The 23,152-nt window shown below is 59.0% G+C and carries 21 protein-coding genes and 1 tRNA gene; 14 read left to right on the forward strand and 8 right to left on the reverse strand.

Going from position 1 to position 23,152, the window contains the following annotated elements; genetic code table 11:
• Positions 1 to 186: 186 nt before the first annotated feature.
• Positions 187 to 813 (reverse strand): recombinase family protein, encoded by a 627-nt coding sequence (locus tag F2P44_RS01795; RefSeq protein WP_167084445.1) that lies wholly within the window; start codon positions 811 to 813, stop codon positions 187 to 189.
• Positions 814 to 1,067: 254 nt separating this feature from the next.
• On the opposite strand from F2P44_RS01795, the gene F2P44_RS36310 reads away from it, so the two are divergent.
• On the forward strand, positions 1,068 to 1,397 hold the full coding sequence (locus tag F2P44_RS36310; RefSeq protein WP_370662621.1) for a recombinase family protein: 330 nt from the start codon (positions 1,068 to 1,070) through the stop codon (positions 1,395 to 1,397).
• Positions 1,398 to 1,680: 283 nt separating this feature from the next.
• Here F2P44_RS36310 and F2P44_RS01805 read toward each other — a convergent pair whose 3' ends face one another.
• Complete coding sequence (locus F2P44_RS01805) at positions 1,681 to 1,896, reverse strand: hypothetical protein (RefSeq protein ID WP_167084449.1); 216 nt, start codon at positions 1,894 to 1,896, stop codon at positions 1,681 to 1,683.
• A gap of 64 nt (positions 1,897 to 1,960) precedes the next feature.
• Here F2P44_RS01805 and F2P44_RS01810 point away from each other — a divergent pair, with 64 nt between their 5' ends.
• The 9 genes from F2P44_RS01810 (at position 1,961) to F2P44_RS01850 (ending at position 11,270) form a co-directional block, all read left to right on the forward strand.
• Positions 1,961 to 4,222, forward strand: a complete 2,262-nt coding sequence (locus tag F2P44_RS01810; RefSeq protein WP_167084451.1) for a type VI secretion system Vgr family protein — start codon at positions 1,961 to 1,963, stop codon at positions 4,220 to 4,222.
• A 95-nt stretch (positions 4,223 to 4,317) separates the two neighbouring features.
• Positions 4,318 to 5,610: a hypothetical protein gene (locus tag F2P44_RS01815; protein ID WP_167084453.1), complete on the forward strand. Its 1,293-nt coding sequence runs from the start codon at positions 4,318 to 4,320 to the stop codon at positions 5,608 to 5,610.
• Positions 5,607 to 6,143: a DUF6484 domain-containing protein gene (locus tag F2P44_RS01820; protein WP_167084455.1), complete on the forward strand. Its 537-nt coding sequence runs from the start codon at positions 5,607 to 5,609 to the stop codon at positions 6,141 to 6,143. Before F2P44_RS01815 ends, F2P44_RS01820 begins: the two co-directional genes overlap by 4 nt.
• Before the next feature lie 10 nt (positions 6,144 to 6,153).
• Positions 6,154 to 7,239: a DUF2169 family type VI secretion system accessory protein gene (locus tag F2P44_RS01825; RefSeq protein ID WP_167084457.1), complete on the forward strand. Its 1,086-nt coding sequence runs from the start codon at positions 6,154 to 6,156 to the stop codon at positions 7,237 to 7,239.
• Positions 7,236 to 8,333: a hypothetical protein gene (locus tag F2P44_RS01830; RefSeq protein WP_167084459.1), complete on the forward strand. Its 1,098-nt coding sequence runs from the start codon at positions 7,236 to 7,238 to the stop codon at positions 8,331 to 8,333. Before F2P44_RS01825 ends, F2P44_RS01830 begins: the two co-directional genes overlap by 4 nt.
• Positions 8,323 to 8,712, forward strand: a complete 390-nt coding sequence (locus F2P44_RS01835; protein WP_167084461.1) for a DUF4150 domain-containing protein — start codon at positions 8,323 to 8,325, stop codon at positions 8,710 to 8,712. Before F2P44_RS01830 ends, F2P44_RS01835 begins: the two co-directional genes overlap by 11 nt.
• Before the next feature lie 217 nt (positions 8,713 to 8,929).
• Positions 8,930 to 9,478: a hypothetical protein gene (locus F2P44_RS01840; protein ID WP_167084462.1), complete on the forward strand. Its 549-nt coding sequence runs from the start codon at positions 8,930 to 8,932 to the stop codon at positions 9,476 to 9,478.
• A gap of 54 nt (positions 9,479 to 9,532) precedes the next feature.
• Positions 9,533 to 10,435, forward strand: coding sequence for a beta propeller repeat protein (locus F2P44_RS01845; RefSeq protein ID WP_167084464.1), 903 nt, complete (start codon positions 9,533 to 9,535; stop codon positions 10,433 to 10,435).
• A 46-nt stretch (positions 10,436 to 10,481) separates the two neighbouring features.
• A complete protein-coding gene (locus tag F2P44_RS01850) occupies positions 10,482 to 11,270 on the forward strand; it encodes an AP2 domain-containing protein (RefSeq protein WP_167084466.1) in 789 nt (262 codons plus the stop codon).
• 24 nt (positions 11,271 to 11,294) lie between these two features.
• Here F2P44_RS01850 and F2P44_RS01855 read toward each other — a convergent pair whose 3' ends face one another.
• From F2P44_RS01855 to F2P44_RS01865, 3 genes are all read right to left on the reverse strand, one after another.
• Positions 11,295 to 11,504, reverse strand: a complete 210-nt coding sequence (locus tag F2P44_RS01855) for a ribbon-helix-helix protein, CopG family (protein WP_167084468.1) — start codon at positions 11,502 to 11,504, stop codon at positions 11,295 to 11,297.
• A gap of 268 nt (positions 11,505 to 11,772) precedes the next feature.
• A complete protein-coding gene (locus tag F2P44_RS01860) occupies positions 11,773 to 12,567 on the reverse strand; it encodes a hypothetical protein (RefSeq protein WP_167084469.1) in 795 nt (264 codons plus the stop codon).
• Positions 12,568 to 12,625: 58 nt separating this feature from the next.
• Positions 12,626 to 13,399, reverse strand: a complete 774-nt coding sequence (locus F2P44_RS01865; protein ID WP_167084471.1) for a replication initiation protein — start codon at positions 13,397 to 13,399, stop codon at positions 12,626 to 12,628.
• Between the two features lie 358 nt (positions 13,400 to 13,757).
• Here F2P44_RS01865 and F2P44_RS01870 point away from each other — a divergent pair, with 358 nt between their 5' ends.
• Complete coding sequence (locus tag F2P44_RS01870; protein ID WP_167084473.1) at positions 13,758 to 14,081, forward strand: helix-turn-helix domain-containing protein; 324 nt, start codon at positions 13,758 to 13,760, stop codon at positions 14,079 to 14,081.
• Between the two features lie 202 nt (positions 14,082 to 14,283).
• Here F2P44_RS01870 and F2P44_RS01875 read toward each other — a convergent pair.
• A tRNA-Arg gene (locus F2P44_RS01875) sits at positions 14,284 to 14,359 on the reverse strand.
• A gap of 197 nt (positions 14,360 to 14,556) precedes the next feature.
• Between F2P44_RS01875 and F2P44_RS01880 the strand changes: the two genes are divergently transcribed.
• A complete protein-coding gene (locus tag F2P44_RS01880) occupies positions 14,557 to 15,441 on the forward strand; it encodes a c-type cytochrome (protein WP_167084675.1) in 885 nt (294 codons plus the stop codon).
• Positions 15,442 to 15,783: 342 nt separating this feature from the next.
• On the opposite strand, the gene F2P44_RS01885 is transcribed toward F2P44_RS01880, so the two are convergent.
• Together F2P44_RS01885 and F2P44_RS01890 are read right to left on the reverse strand one after the other, a co-directional pair.
• The gene (locus F2P44_RS01885; RefSeq protein ID WP_167084475.1) at positions 15,784 to 17,826 is read right to left on the reverse strand and encodes a M13 family metallopeptidase; all 2,043 of its coding nucleotides are present in this window, start codon (positions 17,824 to 17,826) and stop codon (positions 15,784 to 15,786) included.
• Positions 17,827 to 17,880: 54 nt separating this feature from the next.
• Positions 17,881 to 20,148 (reverse strand): TonB-dependent receptor plug domain-containing protein, encoded by a 2,268-nt coding sequence (locus F2P44_RS01890; RefSeq protein ID WP_167084477.1) that lies wholly within the window; start codon positions 20,146 to 20,148, stop codon positions 17,881 to 17,883.
• 243 nt (positions 20,149 to 20,391) lie between these two features.
• Between F2P44_RS01890 and F2P44_RS01895 the strand changes: the two genes are divergently transcribed.
• Positions 20,392 to 21,840: a S41 family peptidase gene (locus tag F2P44_RS01895; RefSeq protein WP_167084479.1), complete on the forward strand. Its 1,449-nt coding sequence runs from the start codon at positions 20,392 to 20,394 to the stop codon at positions 21,838 to 21,840.
• A gap of 111 nt (positions 21,841 to 21,951) precedes the next feature.
• A complete protein-coding gene (locus F2P44_RS01900; protein ID WP_167084481.1) occupies positions 21,952 to 23,073 on the forward strand; it encodes a beta-ketoacyl-ACP synthase III in 1,122 nt (373 codons plus the stop codon).
• The last annotated feature ends 79 nt before the right edge of the window (positions 23,074 to 23,152 follow it).

Here is a 23,152-nt window from a genome sequence, read left to right on the forward strand (position 1 = left end):
GCGCAAGCGCCATCGACGTCTGACGGCCCGTTGAACGAGCCTTGCATACCTTCACGATGCCTCGCTGCGGAAGTGGTTAGAGCGGAACAACCTGAGCTTACATTTAAGCGATGCCAAGCTGGCGCTCTCCCCAGGTCGGCCACGTTGTTGGCGAACGGTACGCGAGGTCGTAAATGAACAGCAGATTCATACCATTTCCGCAGCCTTCAAGAGCGCAGCCTGTTTGGCAACCGTACCACGGCTACAGCCGACAAGTTCCATGATCTCAATCCAGCTCGACTGTCCTGCTTTGAGATGCCGCTGAATCAACTGGTTGCGCTGGATGTCTTCGACTCGTCCTTGATATTTGCCCGCAGCCTTTGCTTTCAGTACACCTTGGGCCGCGCGCTCACGGCGAGTTGTGTAATCTTTTCGACTAATCGCGGCCAGCATGTCAAGCATCATGCCGTTGATGGCAGAAAACATCCTCGTTGTGAAGTCGTCAGCGGGCGCTGCCATCATCCAAGAGGTAGGCAGGTCGAGAGCTACTACCTTAATCTGCTTGGCGCTCAGGGCCTGTTTGAGGGCGTTCCAGTCCGACTCATTCAAGCGGCTCAGGCGGTCTACCTGCTCGATCAGCAGAATGTCGCCTGCGGTTGCGTCAGCGATCAGCTCGAACAGCGCGGGGCGACACAGGGATGCGCCAGATTCATTTTCGATGTAGAAGGCCGCGATGTGTAAACCGCGCTCACTTGCGAATGATTCGAGCTGGCTCTTGGCACGGGTGGCGTCTTGCTGCTTGGTCGACGCTCGGAGGTAGGCGCGAACGAACATGATGAACTCCTTCATAAATATTGATAAAGTCCAATATACACAGTTCTTTTGAAAAAGTCTATTAAACATGGTCTATTTTAATTTCTGCCCGTAGCAGACGCACTTCTACTTTGGTCCACTTTAGGCATACTCAAAATGGACCAGCAGGTTTTTATGCTATGGGAGCCAGATAGGGGTGTGGCTTCCGAGCTACTTCTCTCCATCCCCGGTGTGCCTGACGTGCTGCCGCCGATAAAAGACCTTCGCCAGGGGGAGTGGTTGCTCCTCAACTTGGCAAGCTCATGCTTGCAACGTCGGGCGCAGTGGCGGAGATGGAGCGCAACCTGATCGTTGAGAGAACCCAAGCGGGACTTGCACGAGTCAAGGCAGAGAGGGAGACTCTGGTACGCCGCCCGAAGACCACGCCAGCAGAGCGGCTTGCAATCGTGGCGGCGTACGAGAAACGTCAAAGCGTGAGCGAACTGGTTAGGGTATACGGTATATCGGGGTCGACGTGCTCTCCATTGTCAAACCTGCCGACATTGCGCGCGAGAGCGCGGTCTAGTCGAGTTCGACGTACTTCGGGCCTGCATTGCCGAGCCTGAGGTAGCAGGGGTGCGAGCAAAGACTATCTGTGGGCGTAAGCGCCGTGCCGGTTGACGGGGCTAAGCAGTCCCTCTTACGCCGGCCCTGAACGCGCTGGACTCACTTAGCCAAGATGGGCGCTGCTGTGTTGGGAAATAAAAATGGTGGACGACTGCCGACGACTCCTTTGACCGCCCTCCGTATCCGCAGCGCCTCAGCGGGTATGGAAATGCCGAGGGGGGGGGGGTGGGGGGGAGGCAAAGGTCACCCCCCGGTCTACGTATAGACTGATCGGTATAGTCCTCAAAAAATTTTTCTGCGACGAAATTTTTTTGGAAAATCCCAAGAAAAAATATCTTCAAATGCTATCACGTGAGCGTAGGGAGAGAATGGTGATTCCGCGCCGCCCTGGAGGACTTTTGGTAGTAGGATGGGCATTAAAATTCCTATAAAAAACACAACAAATATTTCATTTGCATAATTCATTAATGATAACTGTGATAAAATAGACTCCTTCATGTGGCCCTGCCCGTGCAATAGACCACGCCCCGTCCCCAGTCAACTTGCGATATTGGAATAAAGCATGAGTAGAGCTTTGACCGTCTTACGTGATCTCGTTGGGGACCGTCAGCACAATCGCCTGTTGCGCTTGTCATTTCCAAACCAAGACGCCCCTTCTGGGCAGTTGCTCGTCAACAAGCTGGAAGCATTCGAGAGCTTATCCAAGCCCTTCGAGTTCCGCGTCGAGCTGCTATCGGACAATCCCGACATCCCGCTCAAGGATATGCAGGGAAAGATGCTGTGTGTACAGTTGGTTCGCCGCGATGGCACGCTGCGCTACTTCACCGGGATCGTCTTCAGCTTTTCCCTCAAAACGGCCGATGGCGGGGTGTCGTATTACGAAGCCTTGCTCGGTCCTTGGTACAAGTACCTGGCGATGCGGAAGGATAATTACCTCTTCCACTACACTACGATGTACCAGCAGACCGCCAGCATCTTCGGCGACTATGGCAGTCTGGCCGAGTGGGACTGGCGGGTGAGTGGTGCGACCGAGGTGCTTACGGACTGCTGCCAGTTTGACGAGAGTGACCGCAATTTTCTTGAACGGCGCTGGGTCGGCAACGGTATCGTGTATTGGTTTGAACACTCGGAAAACGGCCACAAGCTGGTGCTGTCGGATGACACGACCAGCGTGGAGCCAATCGACGGCGATCCTTCGATCCGGTTCCAACGTCATGGAGGCGAGGCAGAGGAGGACGGCTTGGGCGAGTGGTCACCTTCGCGGCAAATCATGCAGGGCGCAGTAGCGCTCGCATCTTTTGACTTCAAATCACCTACTCCTGTTCACACTTCGCTGCCGACAGTGAGTCAGCAGGGGAACGTGCCGAGCATCGAATCGTACGAATACACCGGGGCATACGGCTTCACGGGTGGCGGGCGCTCCCTGGCACAGTTGCGGATGGAAGAATTCGAGGCCGCTGGCAAGCAGTTTGAAGGTTCCGGGAATAACCGCAGCGTCCTTCCGGGGCGCTGGTTCAGACTCGCCGACCACTTTGACGCCAGCGCGACCGGTAACGACGCCCAGGCGCGTGAGTTTCTGATTCTTGAAGTAGTTCACAGTGCGTCGAACAACTATCACGTCAAAAACACTGCCGAATCCCACTACCAAAATCGACTGCGCGCGATCCGCAAGATCATTCCTTATCGAGCCGGGCGCGACCATAACAGCGTGGAGACCAAAATCCACGGCATCCAGACCGCGACCGTGGTTGGGCCGGCAGGCGAAGAGATTCACACGGATGAATTCGGGCGCGTGCGCGTGCAGTTCCATTGGGACCGCGCCGGCACCAATGACGAAAAGAGTTCGGCGTGGCTTCGCGTGGCGACGCCGTGGGCCGGCGCTAATTTTGGTATGACCACAATTCCGCGAATCGGCGGGGAGGTTCTCGTGGCGTTCATGGACGGGAATCCAAACCGTCCGATCATCACCGGCATGGTGCCGAATGCGGACACGATGCCGCCGTGGACACTGCCGGCCAACAAGACGCAAAGTGGCATCCTCTCGCGTTCCACGCCGGGCGGTAGCTACGACAACGCCAATGCGCTGCGCTTTGAGGACAAAAAAGGTAGTGAGCAGCTCTGGCTGCATGCGGAAAAAGATCAACTGACCGAAGTTGAGCACGACGAGGACAAGTGGGTCGGCAACGACCGACGAAAAACTATCGATAGGGACGAGACCACGCTCGTCAAGCGCGACAGAACCGAGACGGTCAATCGTGACGAGACCATTACGGTGCATCATGATCGCGTCGAAACTGTCGACAACAACGAAACTATCACGATCCATAACAACCGTGCCGAGCGCGTGGACCACAATGAGAAAATCAGCATCGGTGACAACCGTTCTGAGGACGTGGGCAAGAACGAAACCATCGACATCGGCGGCAATCGCACCAAGTCGGTAATAAAGAACGAGAAAGACACCATCGGCAAGAACTGGTCAATCAACGTGGCCAAGTTCAAGACCGAGACCATCGGCATGGCCTACATGCAGAACGTGGGCATGGGCCGTTTGGAGAACGTCGGCCTCGCGTACGGCGTCAACGTCGGCCTTGGCTACAGCCTGAATGTTGGGATGGTCATGGCGACCGTGGTTGGCACCGATCAGATTACCAAGGTAGGGAATAGCATTGCAATCAGTGCCGGGGACGAGCTGTCAATTACCGTCGGCAAGGCCACTCTTGTGATGAAGTCGGACGGAAGTATCGTCATCAACGGTAGCAAGATCAACATCAGTGCCTCCGGTACTGTGGCGGTCAAAGGCAAGGACATCCAGAACAATTAAATCCTGGCTGCTGCCGACAGCGGCTTCGCGCATGCGCGCGGAGCCGTTCGCAATCAGTTCCCATTATTATTCCTGTGCAGTCGCTGGAGGCGGACATGTCAGAACAAAGCAGCACTTCAGTGCCGCCAATCTCTTTTAGCATTCCTGTAGTCGTCCGTCGCCACGCTACAGAAGTGGCTACCCGCTGGTGGCGGCGCGATAGCGCCTATCTCGATCATCCAAGAACTACATTCGCCATGCTGGTGCAATACGATGAATCCATCGACGCGCATCTCGACGGTCTGCTCGTTGCGGGAAGTGGTGGACTGGACGCAGTGCGAAATGCACTTGCCACCGATGCGCCGGACCTGTCCGCCGATATCTTTGCCGCGCTTGCGTTTGCTTTCCTCAGCGAAGACGAAGCGGCTATCACTTCAATGCTCGCTCGAACCGATGCGTTACCGGGCAAGGCATGGGCACTGGATGGCCTTTTCGCTTGGCATGACTCGCCGCTGGTCGTCACAGCCCTGACGGCACATCTGAGTGACGCCAACCCTCGCTACCGCGACGCGGCGCTGGCGCAGTGCCATACGCATCGGCTGTCAGGCGGGGATCACCTCTCCGCCATCCTGACGGGCAGCACCCCTGAACTGGTCAGCCGGGCGCTACGCACCGCAGGCGAGTGCGGCCGCGTCGATTTACTTGCGGAAGTAAGAGCGTGGCTCGACCCGGCGAGGCGATCTGACCCAGCTATCCGCTTTTGGGGGGCCTGGACCGCGACCCTGCTCAACGGCCTCGATGAAGAGTCGCTTACGGTACTCCAATCGTTCGTCGACCAAGGCGACAGCCATCAACCTCATGCGCTCAAGCTGATCTGCCTGTCCCTTCCTCAATCGCGGGTGCTGGAGTACCTTGGCAAGTTGTCGCAATCGCCACTGACGCCTGAACTGATGATAAAGGCGGTTGGCTGGAGTGGGCATGCCGGATACGGCAATTGGCTCATCGAGCAAATGCGTGTGCCGGCCCTGGCTGCTACCGCCGCCGAAGCCTTCCGCATGATTACGGGGTTTGATTGCGAACGGAGCGACGCGGTATTGGCCTCGCCGCTCGGTGAGGAGCAATTCGACGCGGCTATCAAGGATGGATACCCCTATCCCGCTGCCGACCAAGTTGCCGCGTGGTGGCATGACAACCAGTCGCACTATCGTGATGACGCACGGCTGTTTTTAGGGCGACCCGTGAGTTTCGCCTGGCTCTCCGAAATTCTCGACCACGGCGAGCAGGCACACCGGGAACTCGCCGCTTTGTACTGGTCCCTTTTGCAACCGGGAAGCATGCTGCTGCCCACACGCGCACACAGCGCGATACAGTGGTTGCGCTTGCAACAACTTAAAGGAAGTACATTATGACCGACACAACCATGATGATTGAGCAGACCGCAGTTGCTTCGGAACCTCTCGCAGCACAGACACATGACGCCGCTCAGGCCACGCCAGTGACGGGGCTGGTCATCGGCACCCTCACCGGCTTTACAAGCGACATGGCTCCCCTCGTCGACTTTGAAGGCAACCCGGTCCAAGGACCGGCCGTCGCTCGTACATTTGCGCCGCTTGCGCAATCTGACATTGGGAGCATGGTGGCGCTCCAGTTTGAACGCGGCGACATCACGCAAGCTGTGGTCATGGGCCTCTTGCACCGCTCTGCCGTGAGGAGCAAGGACAGTGCGCAAGCCCCAGCGTTGACCTCTACATCATCACCCTTGCGAGTCATCGGCGACGGCGACGAAGTAAAGCTGGTCGCAAACCGCAAGCTGACCTTGCAATGTGGCCGAGCCAGCATCACACTTGATGTGGATGGCAACGTCGAAATACGCGGACTTGATCTGCTCTCGCGCGCCGCAGGGCAAAACGCGATCAAGGGCAGTTCCGTCTCGATTAACTGAAGAGCCGCCGATGAAGATCATCAATCACACCGGCTTTGCCGCCGCTTGCACCACCGCTGCGGATAAAAGCGGACGTAAGCACCTGCTGGTCGTCATCAAGGCGACCTACCGCCTCCCCCTTAGCGGCGAGCCGGCGCAGTTGCTGGACACGCAGATCGAGCCTGTGAGCGCCGATACCGCGACCGAGGAACCTGGGCTGTCGGCACCGGAGTATGAATGCGAGTTCGTACTCGTTAAACCGCGCTGTGAGGTGCTGTTGTTAGGCAGTGCCTATGCACCCCAGGGGGTGGCGGCGCAACGCGTCGGTGTGGGGTTCCAAGTCGGGAGCGTCAGCAAAGCATTTCATGTTTATGGCAAGCGCAACTGGCGCGCCAGCCTGCTCGGTATTAACCCCGGCCCGGCCGTTCCGTTTACACGCCAGCCCATCAGTTACGACATTGCCTTCGGGGGCGTGGAGAAAAATCCGCGCAAACCCGACAAACGTGCGGCTTATCTCGCCAATCCCATTGGACTTGGGTATCAGAAAAAAATCCGCCGTGGCTTGATCGATGGCGCTCCTATGGCGCAGACGGAGGCCGTCGAGGCCAAGATTAAACATCCGGGCAAAGCATACGCGCCGATGGGTTTTGGGCCGCTAGGCCGCAACTGGAGCCAACGGCTCAAGTATGCCGGCACCTACGACGAAGCGTGGCAAAAGAACGTGTTTCCGTTCCTACCCCATGATTTTGATGAGCGCTATTTCCAAAGCGCGCCTGAAGACCAGCAACTTGACGCTTTGATCGGGGGAGAGACCGTCACGCTTCTCAACTTGACCCTCCCTGCCCTCACACCGTCGGGCCGTCTGGACTTTACTTTGCCGTCGCTATCACTCGACGTGACGTTTAATCCGAAAGACGGGGCATCACAGACCCTGCCAGCGCGCGCCGATACGCTGTTGCTGGAACCTGACCGGCAAAGATTCAGCGTCACTTGGCGGGTAGCAAAGCCCCTGCGTCGCGCCATTGACGAGATTGGCCATGTTGAGGTCGGGGCACCTGAACAAGATATCGACCCCACCGGCTGCTGCCGGGGGCCAGCCATTGAGATGCGCTTATGAGCCGCCCACGCATCGCCATTCGTGGCGCGGGTCTAGTCACCAGCGTTGGCCTCGACACGGCATCGACCTGCGCCGCCCTGCGCACACGCCAGAATAACTTCGTCGAACTTGCATTCGTCGACCAGGAGCATGAACCGTTGATCGGCGCGTCCGTACCCTGGCCGGGCGTAGGAACTGGGCTGGACAAGCTGGCGCAAATGGCAGTATCAGCCATCCGCCAAGCGCTGGCCTCTGGCCATCGGGCGACACTCGCCTCAACACCGCTGTTGCTATGCGTGGCTGAACTGGAGCGGGCAGGAAGGCTGACTGACCTCGACACGGGCATCTTGAGCAGACTGGAGCAGCATTTTGGTCATCCCGTACACGGCGACTCCACCTTGGTGACAGAGGGGCAGACTGGCGTCGCAACTGCCCTTGAACTTGCGTACAAACTGCTGTTCGATAAGGGACATGCCGCAGTCTTGATCGTCGCTGCCGATACCTTCGTCAATCGAGGCACCATCATTCACAATCTCGACAAACGGCGTCTTTTGGCATCTGGCGTCCGGGCTGGCTTCATCCCAGGGGAAGCAGCGGGAGCGCTGCTGGTGCAGCGTACGAACGATGAGCGCGACGTAGAGTTGCAGGTGTTCGGGGCGGGCATGGCGCGTGAATTGGCCGTGCGCGACAGCGATGCGCCCTTGCGCGGCGATGGGCTGACGCAAGCCATCGAGCACGCTCTAAAAGCCGCTTATGCTCCCGCTGACGAACTTGACCTGTGCGTGTGCGATGCCAACGGCGAGCACTATCGGTTTGAAGAGTTGGCCTTGGCCCAAACGCGCGTCCGTACTGCAACCCCCTTGTGGCTCCCGGCAGAAAGCCTTGGCGAGACCGGCAGCGTGGTGGGATGCATTCAATATGCCTGGCTGCTCGAAGCGCAGAAAAAGCATTACCTGCCGGGAAACAATGCGCTCTGCCTGGCTGGGAACGACAGCGGCGCGCGCGCCGCGCACATCGTCGCCTTCGAGTTCAGCAGGCAATACCGCGCGGTGGTCGAAGCGTCATCGCCGATGTTCAAGAAAATCATTAAACGAGGAGGCAACTATGGCGCATGAAGTCTATGCCAATGGGCATGAGGTGGTGGCGAAAGCGGGGGACAGCGTGACCCGCGCAAACTTTCCAGACGTGTGTTTTAGCCCCCCGTACCCAGCCAAGGTAGGTGTGCCTGTGCCCTATCCTAACAGCGCGTATGCGAAGGATACGACGAACGGATCGCGCAGTGTCTTCATCGCAGGCAAGGAGATCATGCAACGCGACAAATCCTTCCTCAAGGTAAGCACGGGCAATGAGGCGGCGACGGAGAACTTTAAAAAGGGCGCGATTACCAACGTGATTAAGGGGAAGTGTTACTTCAGATCATGGTCGATGAACGTATTTGTCGAGGGGTACAACGTGTGCCGTGACGATGATCTTACAACCAATAACCACGGGTAGACGGCATGCCATTTCCTCTATTAGCTGCTGGGGGGATGATTCTCGCTAGGGCGTTGGCAGTTGCCCTCGCGCGGGCCGCTGCCCGCGCCGCGATACGCGAGGGCATCAGTCGCCTGCCGCAAGCACCGATTGCCAAGGCCCCACCACGCGCTCCAGTATTTGGAACGAAACCGAAGCCCCAGAAACGACGACGGCCCCGGCACCGGTGACGCCACCGGTGCCATTACCTACACCGCAACCTAGTAAGGGTAACACTCGTCCTGTGGGACATGATGGCAAGGAAGACGACAAGAAGATAGATTGCAAAAAAGAGTTGGAAAAATATCCAGTTCATCCACACGGCGGCAGAGATGAGGAAGAAAATAGGATCAACGATGAGCAGTCTCATCACGTTGTGCAGCATGCAATATTTATGGACGGAAAGCAAAAACTGTCCAGTTCGCTTGAACCTCCAATCTGTACTGGGTATAGTTTTTCCGCTGCTCCGTGTATCGCTTTACGCGGTGGAACTAAAGATGTCACCAGCCCACATGGTAAGGCTACTTTAATGCAGAGGGAGCATGCTAATGAGGCCGCGGCAAGTGGGCGTCCATACACGTACGGCAAAGCTAAAGATAATGCCGAGAAACAGTTAGAGGCGGGCGAGCTTACAAGTAAAGAGGCAAAGTGTGTGATGGCCGTTGTTGACGCGTGGATAAAACGCTTGTGTCCGAAGATCAACGACAATACTGTTGTTCGGATACCTTGGTCGAAAAACAACACTTGATATCGCTGGGGCATTGAGACTTTCACTTTCCCAATTAAAAAAAGGGCAGCTAAAATGGCAACTGTTAATAACACGCATGATAATCGAAAAATTGAAATGGATTTGTTCAAGGTAATTCCAGGAGAGAAAGCCCATGAATATTTGGTCCATGCGTGCTGGAACTATGAAGGGGATGACCCCGAAGAAATTGTTAGCGGCGTGTTCGCGGTGCATGCTGTAGCCGGGAAAATAGAATGGAAGTTGCTTTTTAGCATTGATACATGGGTGACTTCAATTTATCGATTTACACCCAATTGCTATATCCTCGGAACAGCGTCAGGCGAACTAATAGATGTCAAAAATAGTAAGCGTGTAGTCCACAAGACTGGCCAATTTGGCGGCGTCGTGTCCATCTGGGGTGTGGATGAACAGAATTGTTGGTTTGCACACAGCAAAGGTTTGTCCCACTGGGACGGCGCAAAAATTTCCCGAAATTTCCCAACGCAGTGGGTTAACTTAATTCAGCCTGTGCAACCGAATATTGCTATCGCCGTCGGAGCCAAAGGTATTGTTTTGCGTTTTGATGGCTCTGATTGGCATGAAGTCGACTCAGTGCCAACCAATAAGCAGTTGATAGGACTCCATCGTGTTTCCGACAAAGAAATATACGTGTGTGGTTGGGACGGAGTTCTATATCGATGGAATGGGCAGGATTACTGGGAAAAAATCGATGTAATTCACAACGGCGAAAGTGTCAAACATGTTATTTATTGCGTCATTGAATATCTGGGGGTGATTTATGTAGGGCTCGGTCGATTCGGATTGTTTAAAGTAGAAGGTAAAAAAGCGACACAAATTAAAGATTTCTTTTGCAGTCGAATGGCTGTTATTGACGGGAAATTGATTCTCACAGGTTCAAATTCCTTGGTCGAGTTTGATGGGGCCAATTGGCGGAACGCCACTATTACTCTCCTTTAGCCCTTCAATACTGAAAAATTCACTCACACCGGAAGACGGCACTTCGATGACGAAGCCCTACGGAATCTCCCCTTATAGGTATAAAAACCCCGATGGAGGATGGGTGCAACTCGGATGGAGGGTGTTGATCCGGCGACGTGGGTATATTGTCGACCGCCGATTCAATGCCGATCAATTTGGGGGGATGGATGCCGCCATGCGGGCTGCTATTGCTTTCCGCGATGAGGTCAACATAGAATGTGTTCCGTTATCCAAGCGCGAGGTTTGCGCCACAGTCCGCACCACAAACACGAGTGGAGTTCCAGGGGTAATTCGTACCCGCGACCGTGGCCAGGATTATTGGAAGGCGAGGCTCCTAACTGGTGACGGGGCCAACCGCACGCAACAATTTTCAATAAAAAGATATGGTGACCAAGCTGCCTTCGACCTTGCGGTTCAAGCACGCTCACGGATGCTTGAAACGGTGCAGGGTTTCTACGTCCTTCATCCCGATATTAAGAGCGAAACGCGGGCGTTTCCGATAGCAGAATATCCGCTGATTCGTCGACCATGCAAGGTGGAGCCGAAGGAGCATCCGTATGCGCGAGTGCCGGAGTGCGACGTGCCCGGCGTCGGGATTACGAATGTGAAGACAGTGACCGCTGATGGGAAGACCTACACAACAAGATACTGGACTTCCATGGTCCGAGATAAAGCAGGGCTACCCAAGCGTCGATATTTTTCGGCGGCAAAATACGGCGAGGACGAGGCGAAGCGCTTGGCGGTAGGCCATCAACTCCTTGTAGCTCCGATCAAGCCCTCTGCGGGCGACGGCTCCTGTGTCAACGGGGGATAGTCTGACAGTGACTGACGCCATTGCTCATAGGCCGATGAACTCTGTTTGCATCTTCTCGGTCTTCGGATCGATCAGCCCCAGCTTGAGGCCGCGTCGCTTGCCGTCCAGGGCGGCGAGATAGAGCTGCAACGCCTTACGCATCAGCTCGCTCCTGTTGGTCGCGTTCGCCTCTACTGCCTTGTCTATGTCCCTGTTGAGGTCATCAGACAGGACTACATCGAATTGTGCTGGCATGACCGAATCTCCCTCGTGAATGATGCAGTGATTATGTGCGTAGTTGAAAATCAGGGCAAGCCTCAGGAAACGGCGGTGGATCAACGATCAGCGACCCACGTTAGTTTGTGATGGCGATGGGCGGCGTCGCACAAGTACGTCCTGCAATGTCGCCTGCAAGCTCTAAAAGCCTCCCTACGCCGTCGATGACCCTGCCCTATGGAAAAGGTCGACCAAGTGTTCCCGGCGCCCCTGGCAGCTCTTAGGGCACCCTGCTCGGCTTTCCACGTCAATCTCCCAACCGCCCGCGATGCGAGGTACGGACGGACATCACTTTCAAGCTTGTGTCGCCTGCCGACGCCCAGGCCTCGATTTCGAGGTTCTTCCCAACCAGCCGGCCTATTGGAGTTGCCGTGTACTTCAATAGCGCGACTGACTCATCGAATCTACCCAACATCCGCAGGAGTTCTATGCGGTGCATTGGTGCGTCATCAATCGCTTCCAGCAATTCCAAGAGCCGCCTCATGTTTTCCTCACGCGCGATGTTGGACAGCGCAGGCTCACGCCTGCACCGTGTTCCGTCATCGAGCACTCGCTCATGATCGTTGCTTAGCCACCAAATATGGCGTCGCAGATATAGTTCGCGTGGTGGGGAGAGGGCGCGCGCCTGCTTTATTTTGCTGTCCACGGTGAGGTTCCGCAACGGCCTGCCACGCTGTGCGTCTTTCCATTCGACCGGAACATCGCGCCACGTCTGCTCGGCGGCAAGGAGGCCGTGTTTATCCCCATTCCACCTCGCGATCACGCGTGCGAGTGGCCCGACTTCAGACGGCTTGCGAGGCAAGGTCCCCACAGAATCACAGTCTTCGCGCCACAAAATTGTTGAACATCCGGGGCAACCTATGACCAAGCACATGGCAACCAATCCGTTCTCGGCCTCGCCACCATCCGACCATTTAGTGCCTGCGCCCATAGGGCGAAACGAAGCGAGCCGCGCCCACGTCAGCAGGTTCCCACAGGACGGGCATTTATACACAGCAGGAGGCGCGAAGCGAGTCATGGTGATGTGGATGAGAGCAAACAAAAAGACACCAGCAGGTAATGCAGGCCGCCACGTTGGGCCAAGTTGCCAGCAGCAGCGTTTAGCCGGCGTACGGTATCGTGAGGGGCATGTCCTCCGCAGTATCCATCTTGTCGATGAGCCACGTTGTTAGCGCACCGATGTCACGCGCCGTAAAGTCATGGAACTTAGAACGGGACATTCTGCGCCACGGCTCCTCTGTATCCGCCAATTCGATCAGCCGGTCTGCCTGCTCGGCTGACACTAGCCTTTTCAAACGCTTTTTTACCCACTGCAACAGGCGTGGCCACTGGATGACTCTACAAGGACGCCCCGGCTTGAGCTTGCTCTTGGGCTTCGCCGGCGCCAACGCAACCAGAAGGATGTTGTCACGGCATTCGTGTTTTTCTTCCAGGCTAATGAAAGACGGAGTGTCGCTCGCGCTGCCCGCCGACTGCGTAAGCGCGGCCAAAAGATGCTCAACAAAAGTGCCAGTGAAATTCAGCTCGAAAGCGTCGTCTCGTGTCCACATGCTTGAGGCCCACGAAAAATGCAATTCAGTACCGTTGCCAAACTCAATCTCTACCGTTCGACCAAAAAGTGCTTCAGTGGCGGCCCCAAGGCGACGATATGCAACGTTGCTCTTCAAACCGCCGTGTTGAGCAAAATCAGCGACGGGTAGGAGCACCCGCATGCCGGTATGCGCCATCGTGCCAGGATCGCGCGAGAGGCCAGCCGCCAGTCTATAGAGAATGTAGCGCTCGTCGGCAGATAGAGTTCTTGCACTGCGGGCTATGGCGTCCGTGGGGTCGATGTCTCGGGCGTGGTCGACATCGCCGGTCCAAGTGATCTGCATGGCGCTACACGCAAGTGAAGTGCAACGTCGTCTGGGGGAACTGTCCCAACGAACGCGGCGTATCGCTCTCCTTTGTGATCTGCATGGCCCTTCCTTGCCCCGCGCAGAACGCCCCGGCCTCCTTGAATGTCGCCGCCTTAATAGTCCCCAGAGATGCAGCCGGGCTGTTGTCCTCGCGGACGATCATGTATGCGTCCTTGCCAGTGGGGACGACCCCGGTAGTAGACGCGCAGGCTGTTAGCAGCAAGATAACGAAAAAAGATTTCTTCAACTGGAGCATTCCCGGAATCAACGATTAAGACGCTAATTCTACGTTTATCGTAGAGAAATATCCAAGGTAATCTACGATTATCGACGGATGCCGTCACTCCTCTTGCAGAAGTCTTCAACGTTTGCGCGTCGCCTCCGCGAAGTCAGACTGCGTTCAGAGCTGCCACAGGACAAACTCGGGGTGTTGGCGGGGCTGGAGGAGTCGTCGGCAAGTGCTCGGATGAGCCGGTATGAGAATGGCATTCATGAACCGTCGCACAAGTTCGTCGAAAGTATTGCCAAAGTGCTAGGAATTTCTACGGCCTACTTCTACTGCGGCGACGACCGCCTTGCTGCAATCATCTTGGCCTACTCAGAACTACCTGAGCACAAACGGCAGGCATTACGTCAATACGCCACTGAGCTGCAATAGGTGGAAGTCGCCCTGCCAAGCGGGATCTCACGCGCCTCCCTCGTGCCCTCACCCCGTCCGAAGACGCGGCGCAGGTGCTGCTCTATGGAGAACTGTTGACCAAAAAATCCTACATTACCCCTACATAGGAAAATTTTTGACGCAAGGAGCGAGTGGCCGCAGAGGGGCAAACTGGCCAACCAATTGAATTTAAAGAGGTTTTTGGTGCGGCTGGCGGGGATCGAACCCACAACCCTTGGCTTCGGAGGCCAATACTCTATCCACTGAGCTACAGCCGCGCTGAGGAATGTCGAACGTAACGCGAAGGATACCGTTTTTTCTGTACCCGCGTCCATGGAAAGTGTCGCGTTACAGGGAATTTGCGTTCCATAAGAGGTGCTTTGAGTCTATAATCGCGGGTTTGGCGAGTATTTGCAAGTTCCTCCATGCGAACACGACCGGCCGGCAGCTTTTTGAAAATTGTACTAAGGACATCATGAGCGACGCACACAACGAACACGAATCCGCGATCCGGACACCCAAGCAGCTCGCCGCTGCGGTGGCCGGCTTCTTCCTGGTCACTGTCATCGGCATCATTCTGCTGGTGACCCTCGTGACGACGAAGAAAACCACTGGTGCCGGCACCGACAGCCAGAAGGCCGAAGCGATCGCAGCGCGTCTGCATCCGGTGGCCGATGAAGGGTTCATCCTCAAGGATGCCAACGCGCCGAAGGTTTTCCTCGCTGGCGACGCCGTCTACACGGCCAACTGCGCGGCCTGCCACGCAACGGGCGCCGCTGGCGCACCGAAGATGGGCGACGCCGGTGGCTGGGGTACCCGTATTGCTCAAGGCTACGATACGCTGGTCAAGCACGCGATCGACGGTATCCGCGCGATGCCTGCCCGCGGCGGCAATCCTGATCTGGACGATGTCGAAGTAGCGCGCGCGGTCGTGCACATGGCAAACCAGAGCGGCGCCAAGTTCAAGGAACCAGCTGTGCCAGCGGCAGCCGCCGCCGCACCGGCCGCGTCGGCCGAAGCAGCAGCGCCAGCCGAAGCGGCAGCCCCGGCACCAGCTCCGGCAGCAACGCCAGCGGCAGCAGCCCCGGCCGAAGCACCGAAGCTGGCCGCCGATATCGGCAAAACCACCTACAACGCCGCATGCGTTGTTTGCCACGGTGCAGGTATTGCCGGTGCGCCGAAGCTCGGCGACAAAGCTGCATGGGCCGCACGCATTGCGCAAGGCGCGCCATTGCTGTACGAGCACGCAATCAAGGGATTTGCCGGCAAGGCGGGCATGATGCCGGCAAAAGGCGGTTCGGCAGCCTCGGATGAAGATGTGAAGGCAGCGGTTGATTTCATGATTGCCGCAGCCAAGTAAGCGTTCGCAACGCCGGATAAACCGCTCTGTTCAGGGCGGTTTTTTTTCGCCTGGAGATAAGCAAGGACGCGCGGCCATTGCAAACCTGGCGTCCCGCCCGCGCGGGAAGCCGTTTCCGGCAGTGCCAGCAACGACAAGCCCCCACCGCAGCCGCTGTCGCAGCCGCCACAGCCGTCACCCCCGCGAAGGCGGGGGTCCAAGTTGGCTCCGCAGCCAGCGACTTTCCACCACACCCCAGCCCGCTACGACGTTAGCAAGCGCCCACATCATCCCGCACCCTGCGCAAAGCACGTTGCAAAAAAAGGGCCACTTGCGTGGCCCTTGTCGTCTCAATTGACCCGATTACCAGATCGTGACGCGCTCTTTCGGCGGCAGGTACATCTTGTCGCCTTCCTTCACGCCGAACGCTTCATAGAACGCCGGCTGGTTCATCATCGTGCCGTTGGCGCGGAACTGGCCCGGCGAGTGCGGATCGGTCTTGACCTGCACGATCTGCTGCGCTTCACGCATCTTCATGCGCCATACCTGCCCGAAGCCCATGAAGAAGCGCTGGTCGCCCGTCAGGCCGTCGATCACCGGCGCCGGCTTGCCGCCCAGCGACAGCTTGTAAGCCTTGTACGCGATCGCCACGCCCGAGTTGTCGCCGATGTTCTCGCCCAGGGTCAGCTCGCCATTGACGTTGTAGCCCTTCAGCGGGCTGTAGCCGCTGTACTGCTTGACCAGCATGTCGGCCTTGGCCTGGAACTTGGCGCGGTCTTCCTTGGTCCACCACTCGCGCAGGTTGCCGTCGCCGTCGGACTGGCTGCCCTTGTCGTCGAAGCCATGGCTGATCTCGTGCCCGATCACCGCGCCGATGGCGCCGTAGTTGACCGCGTCGTCGGCGCGCATGTCGAAGAACGGCGGCTGCAGGATCGAGGCCGGGAACACGATTTCGTTCATCGTCGAGCTGTAGTAAGCGTTCACTGTCTGCGGCGTCATGCCCCACTCTTCGCGGTCGATCGGCTTGCCCAGCTTGTTGATGCTGCGGTTGTAGGCAAAGGTGCGCGCACGCATCATGTTGCCGACCAGATCATCCTGCTTGACCGTCAGCGCCGAATAATCGCGCCATTTGCTCGGGTAGCCGATCTTCGGGCGGAACTTGGCCAGCTTGGCCTGGGCTTCCTTCTTGGTCTCCGGACCCATCCAGTCGAGCGTGTCGATGCTCTGCTTGTAGGCCACCAGCAGGTTTTGCACCAGCTCTTCCATGCGCGCCTTGCGCTCGGCCGGGAAATATTTGCCGACGTATTCCTTGCCCACCGCTTCGCCCAGCGCGCCATTCACGGTCGAGACGCCGTTCTTCCAGCGCGGTTCCTGTTCCGGTACGCCCTTGAGCACGGTTTCAAAAAAGGCAAAATCGGCGTCGACGAACTCTTTCGACAGGTATTCCGCATAGCTGGTCAGCAAATGCCATTCGAAGTACGATTTCCAGGTCGCCAGGTCGGTCTTTTCCAGCACCTGGTTAAAGCCGCTCAGGTAGCTCGGCTGGCCGATGATGACATAGTCGACCTTGCCCGCCACGTTGGCCGCGCCCAATGCGCTCTTCCAGTCGTAGCCCGGGGTCAGCTCGCCCAGCTTGGCGATCTCGACCTTGTTGTAGCGCTTGACCGGATCGCGCAGCTCGACCTTGCTCCACTGAACTTCCGCCAGCGCGGTTTCCAGCGCCAGGATGGCTTTGGCTGCGGCGGCCGCATCCTTGTGACCGGCCATGCCCAGCGTTTTCTCGATGTGGCGCTCGTACTTGGCGCGCACGTCGGCCAGCTTGGCATCGTCTTTTTTCAGGTAGTAGTCGCGGTCCGGCAAGCCCAGGCCGCCCTGGCTGATGTAGGTGGCATAGCGCGTCGATTCGCGGCTGTCCTGGCCCACATAGATGCCGTACGGCGCGGCCACGCCGATTTGCGTCAGGTGCGCGATCAGGGCCGGAATGGCTTTCTTGTCGCGCAGTGCGCGGACGCGCTGCAATTCGCCGGCCAGCGGCTTGTAGCCGAGCTTTTCCAGCTTGGCTTCGTTCATGTAGCTGTTGTACAGGTCGCCGATTTTCTGCGCCTCGCTGCCGGCTTTCTTGTTCTTCTCGTTCTGGGCCGTTTCGATCAGGGTGCGCAACTGCGGCAAGGTGTCGTCGCGCAGCTTGGCAAAGGTGCCCCAGCTCGACTTGTCGGACGGGATATCGGTGTTTTTCAGCCACACGCCATTCAGGTAGCTGAAAAAGTCGTCCTGCGGACGCACGCTGCTGTCGATGTACTGCATGTCGATGCCGGAAATTGGCGCGCGGGGCGGGACCGGATCGGCGGCGTTGGCGAAAGCGGCCGCCAAACTCAGGGTCAGGGTACTCAGAAGAAATCGTTTCACAGGGGTGTCCTTATGGGGCAGGGAAAAAATGGCTTGTGGCCATGGTATCGATCACTATAACTTCATTTCCAGCCGAATTGTCCACGTCGTGTACGTGCGGCTGGCCGTGTCCGACAGCTGGGCGATGCCGTTCCGGGTCACGGTGCGGCCCGCCAGGTAGTCGTCGTTGAGCAGATTGTTGGCCGACAGCCGCAGCTGGGTGGCGGCGCTGATCTTCCACAGGCCGTACACGTCGAACTGGCGCTTCACGCCCGTGGTGGCGACTTCATCCGCGCTGGTGCGCACCAGGATCGCCGGGGTCCAGTTGTAGCTGCCGCCCAGGGTCAGCGGCACATTCTTCAGGCGCCAGTCGAGGCCGACGTTGGCGGTCTGCTTGGCTTGCTGGTCGAGCCGGTTGTCGGGGCCGGGAATGCCCTCCACGCTCGACCAGAAATGGCTGTAGTTCGAACGCAGGTCGATATTCGGGGCGTTGGCCACCAGCTCGGCCAGCTGGAACTTGGCTTCCAGCTCGATGCCGCTGGTGCGCGCGCTGCCGATGTTCGACGGGCTCGACAGCCAGCGCGGGCCGTCCGGCGTGTCGCGCAGGGTCAGCTCGCGCCGCATCAGGTTATCGATGTTGCGCACAAAACCGCTGGCGCTGAGGATGCCGCTCTTGCCGAGGTAGTGTTCGTAGGCCAGGTCGATGCCCTGCGCCAGCTCGGGTTTGAGGTTCGGATTGCCGGTGCGGTCGGGCCGGGTTGCACTGTTGAGCTGCGACCAGGTCGGCACGGCGATCAGGTCGTTCAGCTGGGGCGCGCGGTAGCTGCGCGTCAGGCTGGCGCGGATCTGGTCCTTTTCGAAGCCGGGAATGCGCCATACCGTGTGCAGCACCGGGCTCCACACGCTGCTGTTGTTGCGCACGTCACGGCCCTGGTTGGTGGCGCTGGTGCGGATGCCTTCCCAGCGCAAGCCCAGGTAGGCCGACCATTGCGGCGTGATATCCCACTCGTCCTGCACATAGCCGGCCACGCGGCGCGTGTCGGCCGTCATGCTGGAACCCGATTCGGCGAACTGGGCGCGGCCGTTGACCAGCGCCACCGTGCTTTGCTCGCGGTGCCCGCCTTCCAGGTCCCAGCCGGCGGCCAGCAGGTGGCCCTTGGCCAGCGGCGTGCTGTACTTGCCGCCGCTGTTGAGGTTATGGCTGCGCGAGGTGTCGACGTCGTTGAAGTAATCCTTGAGCACGCCATTGTCGGCGTACTGCTTGCGCAGCGACGTGCTTTCGCTGCGGCCGCCGCCGAAACCGAACTTGACGTCGAGCTTGGCGCCGGCTTCCATCCGGTGCAGCCAGTTGCCGAAGCCGCGCAGCATGGTCATCGACGAGGTCGAGTCGGCCAGCGCCAGCGAGTATTCGCGCTGCGGCGGGCCGATGCGCTGGGTCAGCAGGCTGTTGCTGTCGCCTTCGCTGCGGTTATGCATCAAAAACGGCTGGAAATTGAGCGTGTCGCCATTGTCGAACTTATACGACAGGCGCGGCGTCAGGTGTACCGAGCGCGAACTGCGGCGGCTAGAGCCATCGACCTGCTGGTCTTTCAGCAGCAGGCCGGCGGCATCGGTATCGCGGTAGGTGGTGACGTTCTCGTCGTGCTGGCGGTTGGTGCCCACCGAACCGCTCATCAGCCAGGTCAGTGCGCCCACCTTGCCGGGCATGGTGAGCGAGACGTTCGGTCCGTGCCGGCCATCTTCGATGCTGTCGGACAGCTTGAGCTGCACATCCTTTTGCTGGTAACCCTCGCGCAACACCACGTTGATGGTGCCGGCGATGGCCTGGGTGCTGTGCTCGGCCACGGGGCCGCGCATGACTTCGATGCGTTCGACCTGGTCGGGCGCGAGCGATTCGAGCGAAAAACCGGCGGGCGGGCGCTCGCCGTTGACCAGCATCTGGGTGTAGCCATTGCCCAGGCCGCGCATGCGCACCCCGCCGCCGCCCCGTCCCGGCGGCCCGCCCATGGTCACTCCGGGCAGGCGCTTGAGGATTTCGCCGACGCTGCTGTCGCCGTTGCGGTCCAGTTCTTCGCGCCCGAACACCATCTTGGCGGCGGTCGACAGGCGGCGCGATTCGGTGTCGCCAGCGCGGCTGCCATTGATGGTGACCGCAGCCACGCCGGCTGCGGCCTTGGGCTCGCCCTTGGGCTCGCCCTTGGACTTGGACGTGGACGCAGGCAGGGCGGCCGGTTCCTGCGCCGGCACGGCGCTCAGCGGCGCGGCGGGCGCCTCCTGGGCATGGCTGGACGGGGCGATACTGGCAATCAGGGCGGCGCAGGCGAAGGGGATCAGTTTGCTCATCGGGGGTTCGGTGGTGAATCAGGCTGGCTGGACGGCAACTGCTGGGCGCGTCATGGGGCTCGCGATGCTGGCATTCTAGCCGCTGCCCTCCTGGCGCAACCGCCGGGTCCGGTTTTTTTACTTTTCGATACACAGGCCGGACCTGCACAATTTCGCTGCGGGCCGTGCAATCGGGTTTATACTGGATTCGTGCCAGCTCATCAGCTGGAGTGGCGCATTCTTCTTGGCATCGTAGGTGACACCATGGGCTCTACCCTCAAAAATTCCGGGCTGGTCGGCCTGGGCGCCCTTGCCGGCGTAGCCTTTTCCATGCAGTTCTCGGCGCTGGCGCAAAAGCCGGTCGAGCAAGGCATGCCGCTCGAAGAGCTGCGCCAGCTCTCCGACGCCTACGATCTGATCAAAACCGATTATGTCGAGCCGGTGGCCGACAAGAAACTGCTGACCGACGCCATCACCGGCATGGTGGCCTCGCTCGATCCCCATTCGGCCTACCTCGACAAGAAAGCCTACCGCGACCTGCGCGAAGGCACCCAGGGCAAGTTCGTCGGCCTGGGCATCGAAATTGCCCAGAGCGAAGAAGGCTACATCAAGATCGTGGCCCCGATCGAGGATTCGCCGGCCTGGCGCGCCGGCATCAAGGCGGGCGACCTGATCACGCGCATCAACAACGAGGCCATCCAGAACCTGGGCATCGACGAAGCGGTCAAGAAGATGCGCGGCGAGCCGCTCACCAAGGTCACCCTGACCCTGCTGCGCAAGGACGTGGCGCTGCCGCTGGTGATGACGATCATGCGCCAGGAAATCATCCAGAAAAGCGTGAAGGGCAAGATTGTCGAGCCGGGCTACGCCTGGTTGCGCATTTCGCAATTCCAGGAACCGACCGTGGACGACATGGCGGCCCGCCTGGCGGCGCTGTACCAGCAGGATCCATCCCTCAAGGGCCTGGTGCTGGACTTGCGCAACGACCCGGGCGGCCTGCTGCAAGGCGCCATTGGCGTGTCGGCCGCGTTTTTGCCGCGCGGCGCCGAAATCGTCTCGACCAATGGCCAGCTGGCCAATTCGCGCCAGAGCTACCTCGGCAAACCCGAGTATTACACCCTGCAGGGCGACGGCGACGTGCTGGCCAGGCTGCCGGCGGCGCTCAAGACGGTACCGATGGTGGTGCTGGTCAACACCGGATCGGCCTCGGCCTCCGAAATCGTGGCCGGCGCGCTCCAGGATTACAAGCGCGCCGTGATTCTTGGCAGCCAGACCTTCGGCAAGGGCTCGGTACAGACCATCAAGCCGCTCGGCGGCGACACGGCGGTCAAGCTGACCACGGCGCGCTACTACACCCCGAACGGGCGCTCGATCCAGGCGCGCGGCATCATTCCCGACTTTTTGGTCGACGAAAACGCTGACGGCGATGGCTTGAACGGCTTACGCATGCGCGAAGCCGACCTGGAAAAGCACCTGTCCAACGACCGCGACAAGGAAAGCGCGGCCAGTACGCGCGAGCAGCTCGACGCCCAACGGCGCCTGCTGGCGGTCGAGCGCAAGCGCAAGCCGCTCGAATACGGCAGCGCCGACGATTTCCAGCTGGCCCAGGCCCTGAATCACCTGAAAGGCTTGCCGGTGCAACTGGCCAAGCCGGCCAAGGACCTGGTGGCGGAAGCGCCGGCGGCGCCGGCACCCGCGAAAAAACGCAAATAGGCACTGTCCATGGGGCTGGCCCGCGCTTTTCTCGCCACCGCGAATGCCATTGTGTAGAATCAGCGGCACGTGCCGGGTTACGCCCGGCTTACCCTATTTGAAAGCTTTACCATGAAACAAGTCGTCATCAGCGGCACGGGCCTGTTCACGCCGCCCCATTCGATCTCCAACGAAGAGCTGGTTGTCGCCTTCAACGCCTACGCCGAGCTGTACAACGCCGAACACGCCGCTGCGATCGCGGCGGGCGAACTGACGGCGATCGAAGGATCGAGCGCGGCCTTTATCGAAAAAGCGTCCGGTATCAAATCGCGCTATGTGATGGAAAAATCCGGCATTCTGGACCCGGCGCGCATGACGGCGCGCATTCCCGAGCGCGCCGACGAAGACATCTCGCTGCAGGCTGAAATCTGCGTGGCCGCGGCGCGCCAGGCGCTGGACCGGGCCGGACGCACGGCGGCCGACATCGACATGGTGCTGGTCGCGTGCAGCAACATGCAGCGCGCCTATCCGGCCATGGCGGTGGAAGTACAGGAAGCGCTGGGCATCGACGGCTTCGGTTTCGACATGAACGTGGCCTGTTCCTCGGCGACCTTCGGGATCCAGACGGCGATGGCGGCGGTGCAGAGCGGACAGGCGCGCGCGGTGCTGGTGCTCAATCCGGAAATCACCAGCGGCCATTTGAACTTCCGCGACCGCGACAGCCACTTCATTTTCGGCGACGCCTGCACGGCCATCGTGGTCGAAGCGGCCGAGACGGCGACCAGCAATCACCAGTTCGAGATTCTCGAATCGAAGCTCAAGACCACATTCTCGAACAACATCCGCAACAACTTCGGCTTCATGAACCGCTTCGACGAAGCGGGCATCGGCCAGCCGGACAAGCTGTTCCGCCAGCAGGGCCGCAAGGTGTTCAAGGAAGTGTGTCCGATGGCGGCCGAGATGATCCGCGAGACGATCACCAATGCGGGGCTGGAAGTGGCGCAGGTGTCGCGCTACTGGCTGCACCAGGCGAACCTGAACATGAATTTGCTGATCACGCGCATGCTGCTCGGGCGCGACGCCGAGCCGCAGGAAGCGCCGGTCATTCTGGACACGTATGCGAATACCTCGTCGGCGGGCTCGATCATCGCGTTTCACAAGTACCAGGACGACATGCCAAGCGGCTCGCACGGCGTGATTTGCTCGTTTGGCGCGGGGTATTCAATTGGGTGCGTGGTGGTGCGCAAGAAGTAGTAGCCGATACGGGCTAACCCCATAACCGTTAGCCCTAATCCGCTAGCCTCAAAACCGTCGTTCCCGCGTACGCGGGAAC

This window comes from Massilia frigida, assembly GCF_011682175.1.
Taxonomy (GTDB): domain Bacteria; phylum Pseudomonadota; class Gammaproteobacteria; order Burkholderiales; family Burkholderiaceae_D; genus Telluria_A; species Telluria_A frigida.

Bases quoted from the DNA above. Each gene is read 5' to 3' on its own strand.
- F2P44_RS01795 (WP_167084445.1), bottom strand. From the start codon at position 813: ATGTTCGTTCGCGCCTACCTCCGAGCGTCGACCAAGCAGCAAGACGCC.
- F2P44_RS01805 (WP_167084449.1), bottom strand. From the start codon at position 1,896: ATGAAGGAGTCTATTTTATCACAGTTATCATTAATGAATTATGCAAAT.
- F2P44_RS01810 (WP_167084451.1), top strand. From the start codon at position 1,961: ATGAGTAGAGCTTTGACCGTCTTACGTGATCTCGTTGGGGACCGTCAG.
- F2P44_RS01815 (WP_167084453.1), top strand. From the start codon at position 4,318: ATGTCAGAACAAAGCAGCACTTCAGTGCCGCCAATCTCTTTTAGCATT.
- F2P44_RS01820 (WP_167084455.1), top strand. From the start codon at position 5,607: ATGACCGACACAACCATGATGATTGAGCAGACCGCAGTTGCTTCGGAA.
- F2P44_RS01825 (WP_167084457.1), top strand. From the start codon at position 6,154: ATGAAGATCATCAATCACACCGGCTTTGCCGCCGCTTGCACCACCGCT.
- F2P44_RS01830 (WP_167084459.1), top strand. From the start codon at position 7,236: ATGAGCCGCCCACGCATCGCCATTCGTGGCGCGGGTCTAGTCACCAGC.
- F2P44_RS01835 (WP_167084461.1), top strand. From the start codon at position 8,323: ATGGCGCATGAAGTCTATGCCAATGGGCATGAGGTGGTGGCGAAAGCG.
- F2P44_RS01845 (WP_167084464.1), top strand. From the start codon at position 9,533: ATGGCAACTGTTAATAACACGCATGATAATCGAAAAATTGAAATGGAT.
- F2P44_RS01850 (WP_167084466.1), top strand. From the start codon at position 10,482: ATGACGAAGCCCTACGGAATCTCCCCTTATAGGTATAAAAACCCCGAT.
- F2P44_RS01855 (WP_167084468.1), bottom strand. From the start codon at position 11,504: ATGCCAGCACAATTCGATGTAGTCCTGTCTGATGACCTCAACAGGGAC.
- F2P44_RS01865 (WP_167084471.1), bottom strand. From the start codon at position 13,399: ATGCAGATCACTTGGACCGGCGATGTCGACCACGCCCGAGACATCGAC.
- F2P44_RS01870 (WP_167084473.1), top strand. From the start codon at position 13,758: ATGCCGTCACTCCTCTTGCAGAAGTCTTCAACGTTTGCGCGTCGCCTC.
- F2P44_RS01880 (WP_167084675.1), top strand. From the start codon at position 14,557: ATGAGCGACGCACACAACGAACACGAATCCGCGATCCGGACACCCAAG.
- F2P44_RS01890 (WP_167084477.1), bottom strand. From the start codon at position 20,148: ATGAGCAAACTGATCCCCTTCGCCTGCGCCGCCCTGATTGCCAGTATC.
- F2P44_RS01895 (WP_167084479.1), top strand. From the start codon at position 20,392: ATGGGCTCTACCCTCAAAAATTCCGGGCTGGTCGGCCTGGGCGCCCTT.
- F2P44_RS01900 (WP_167084481.1), top strand. From the start codon at position 21,952: ATGAAACAAGTCGTCATCAGCGGCACGGGCCTGTTCACGCCGCCCCAT.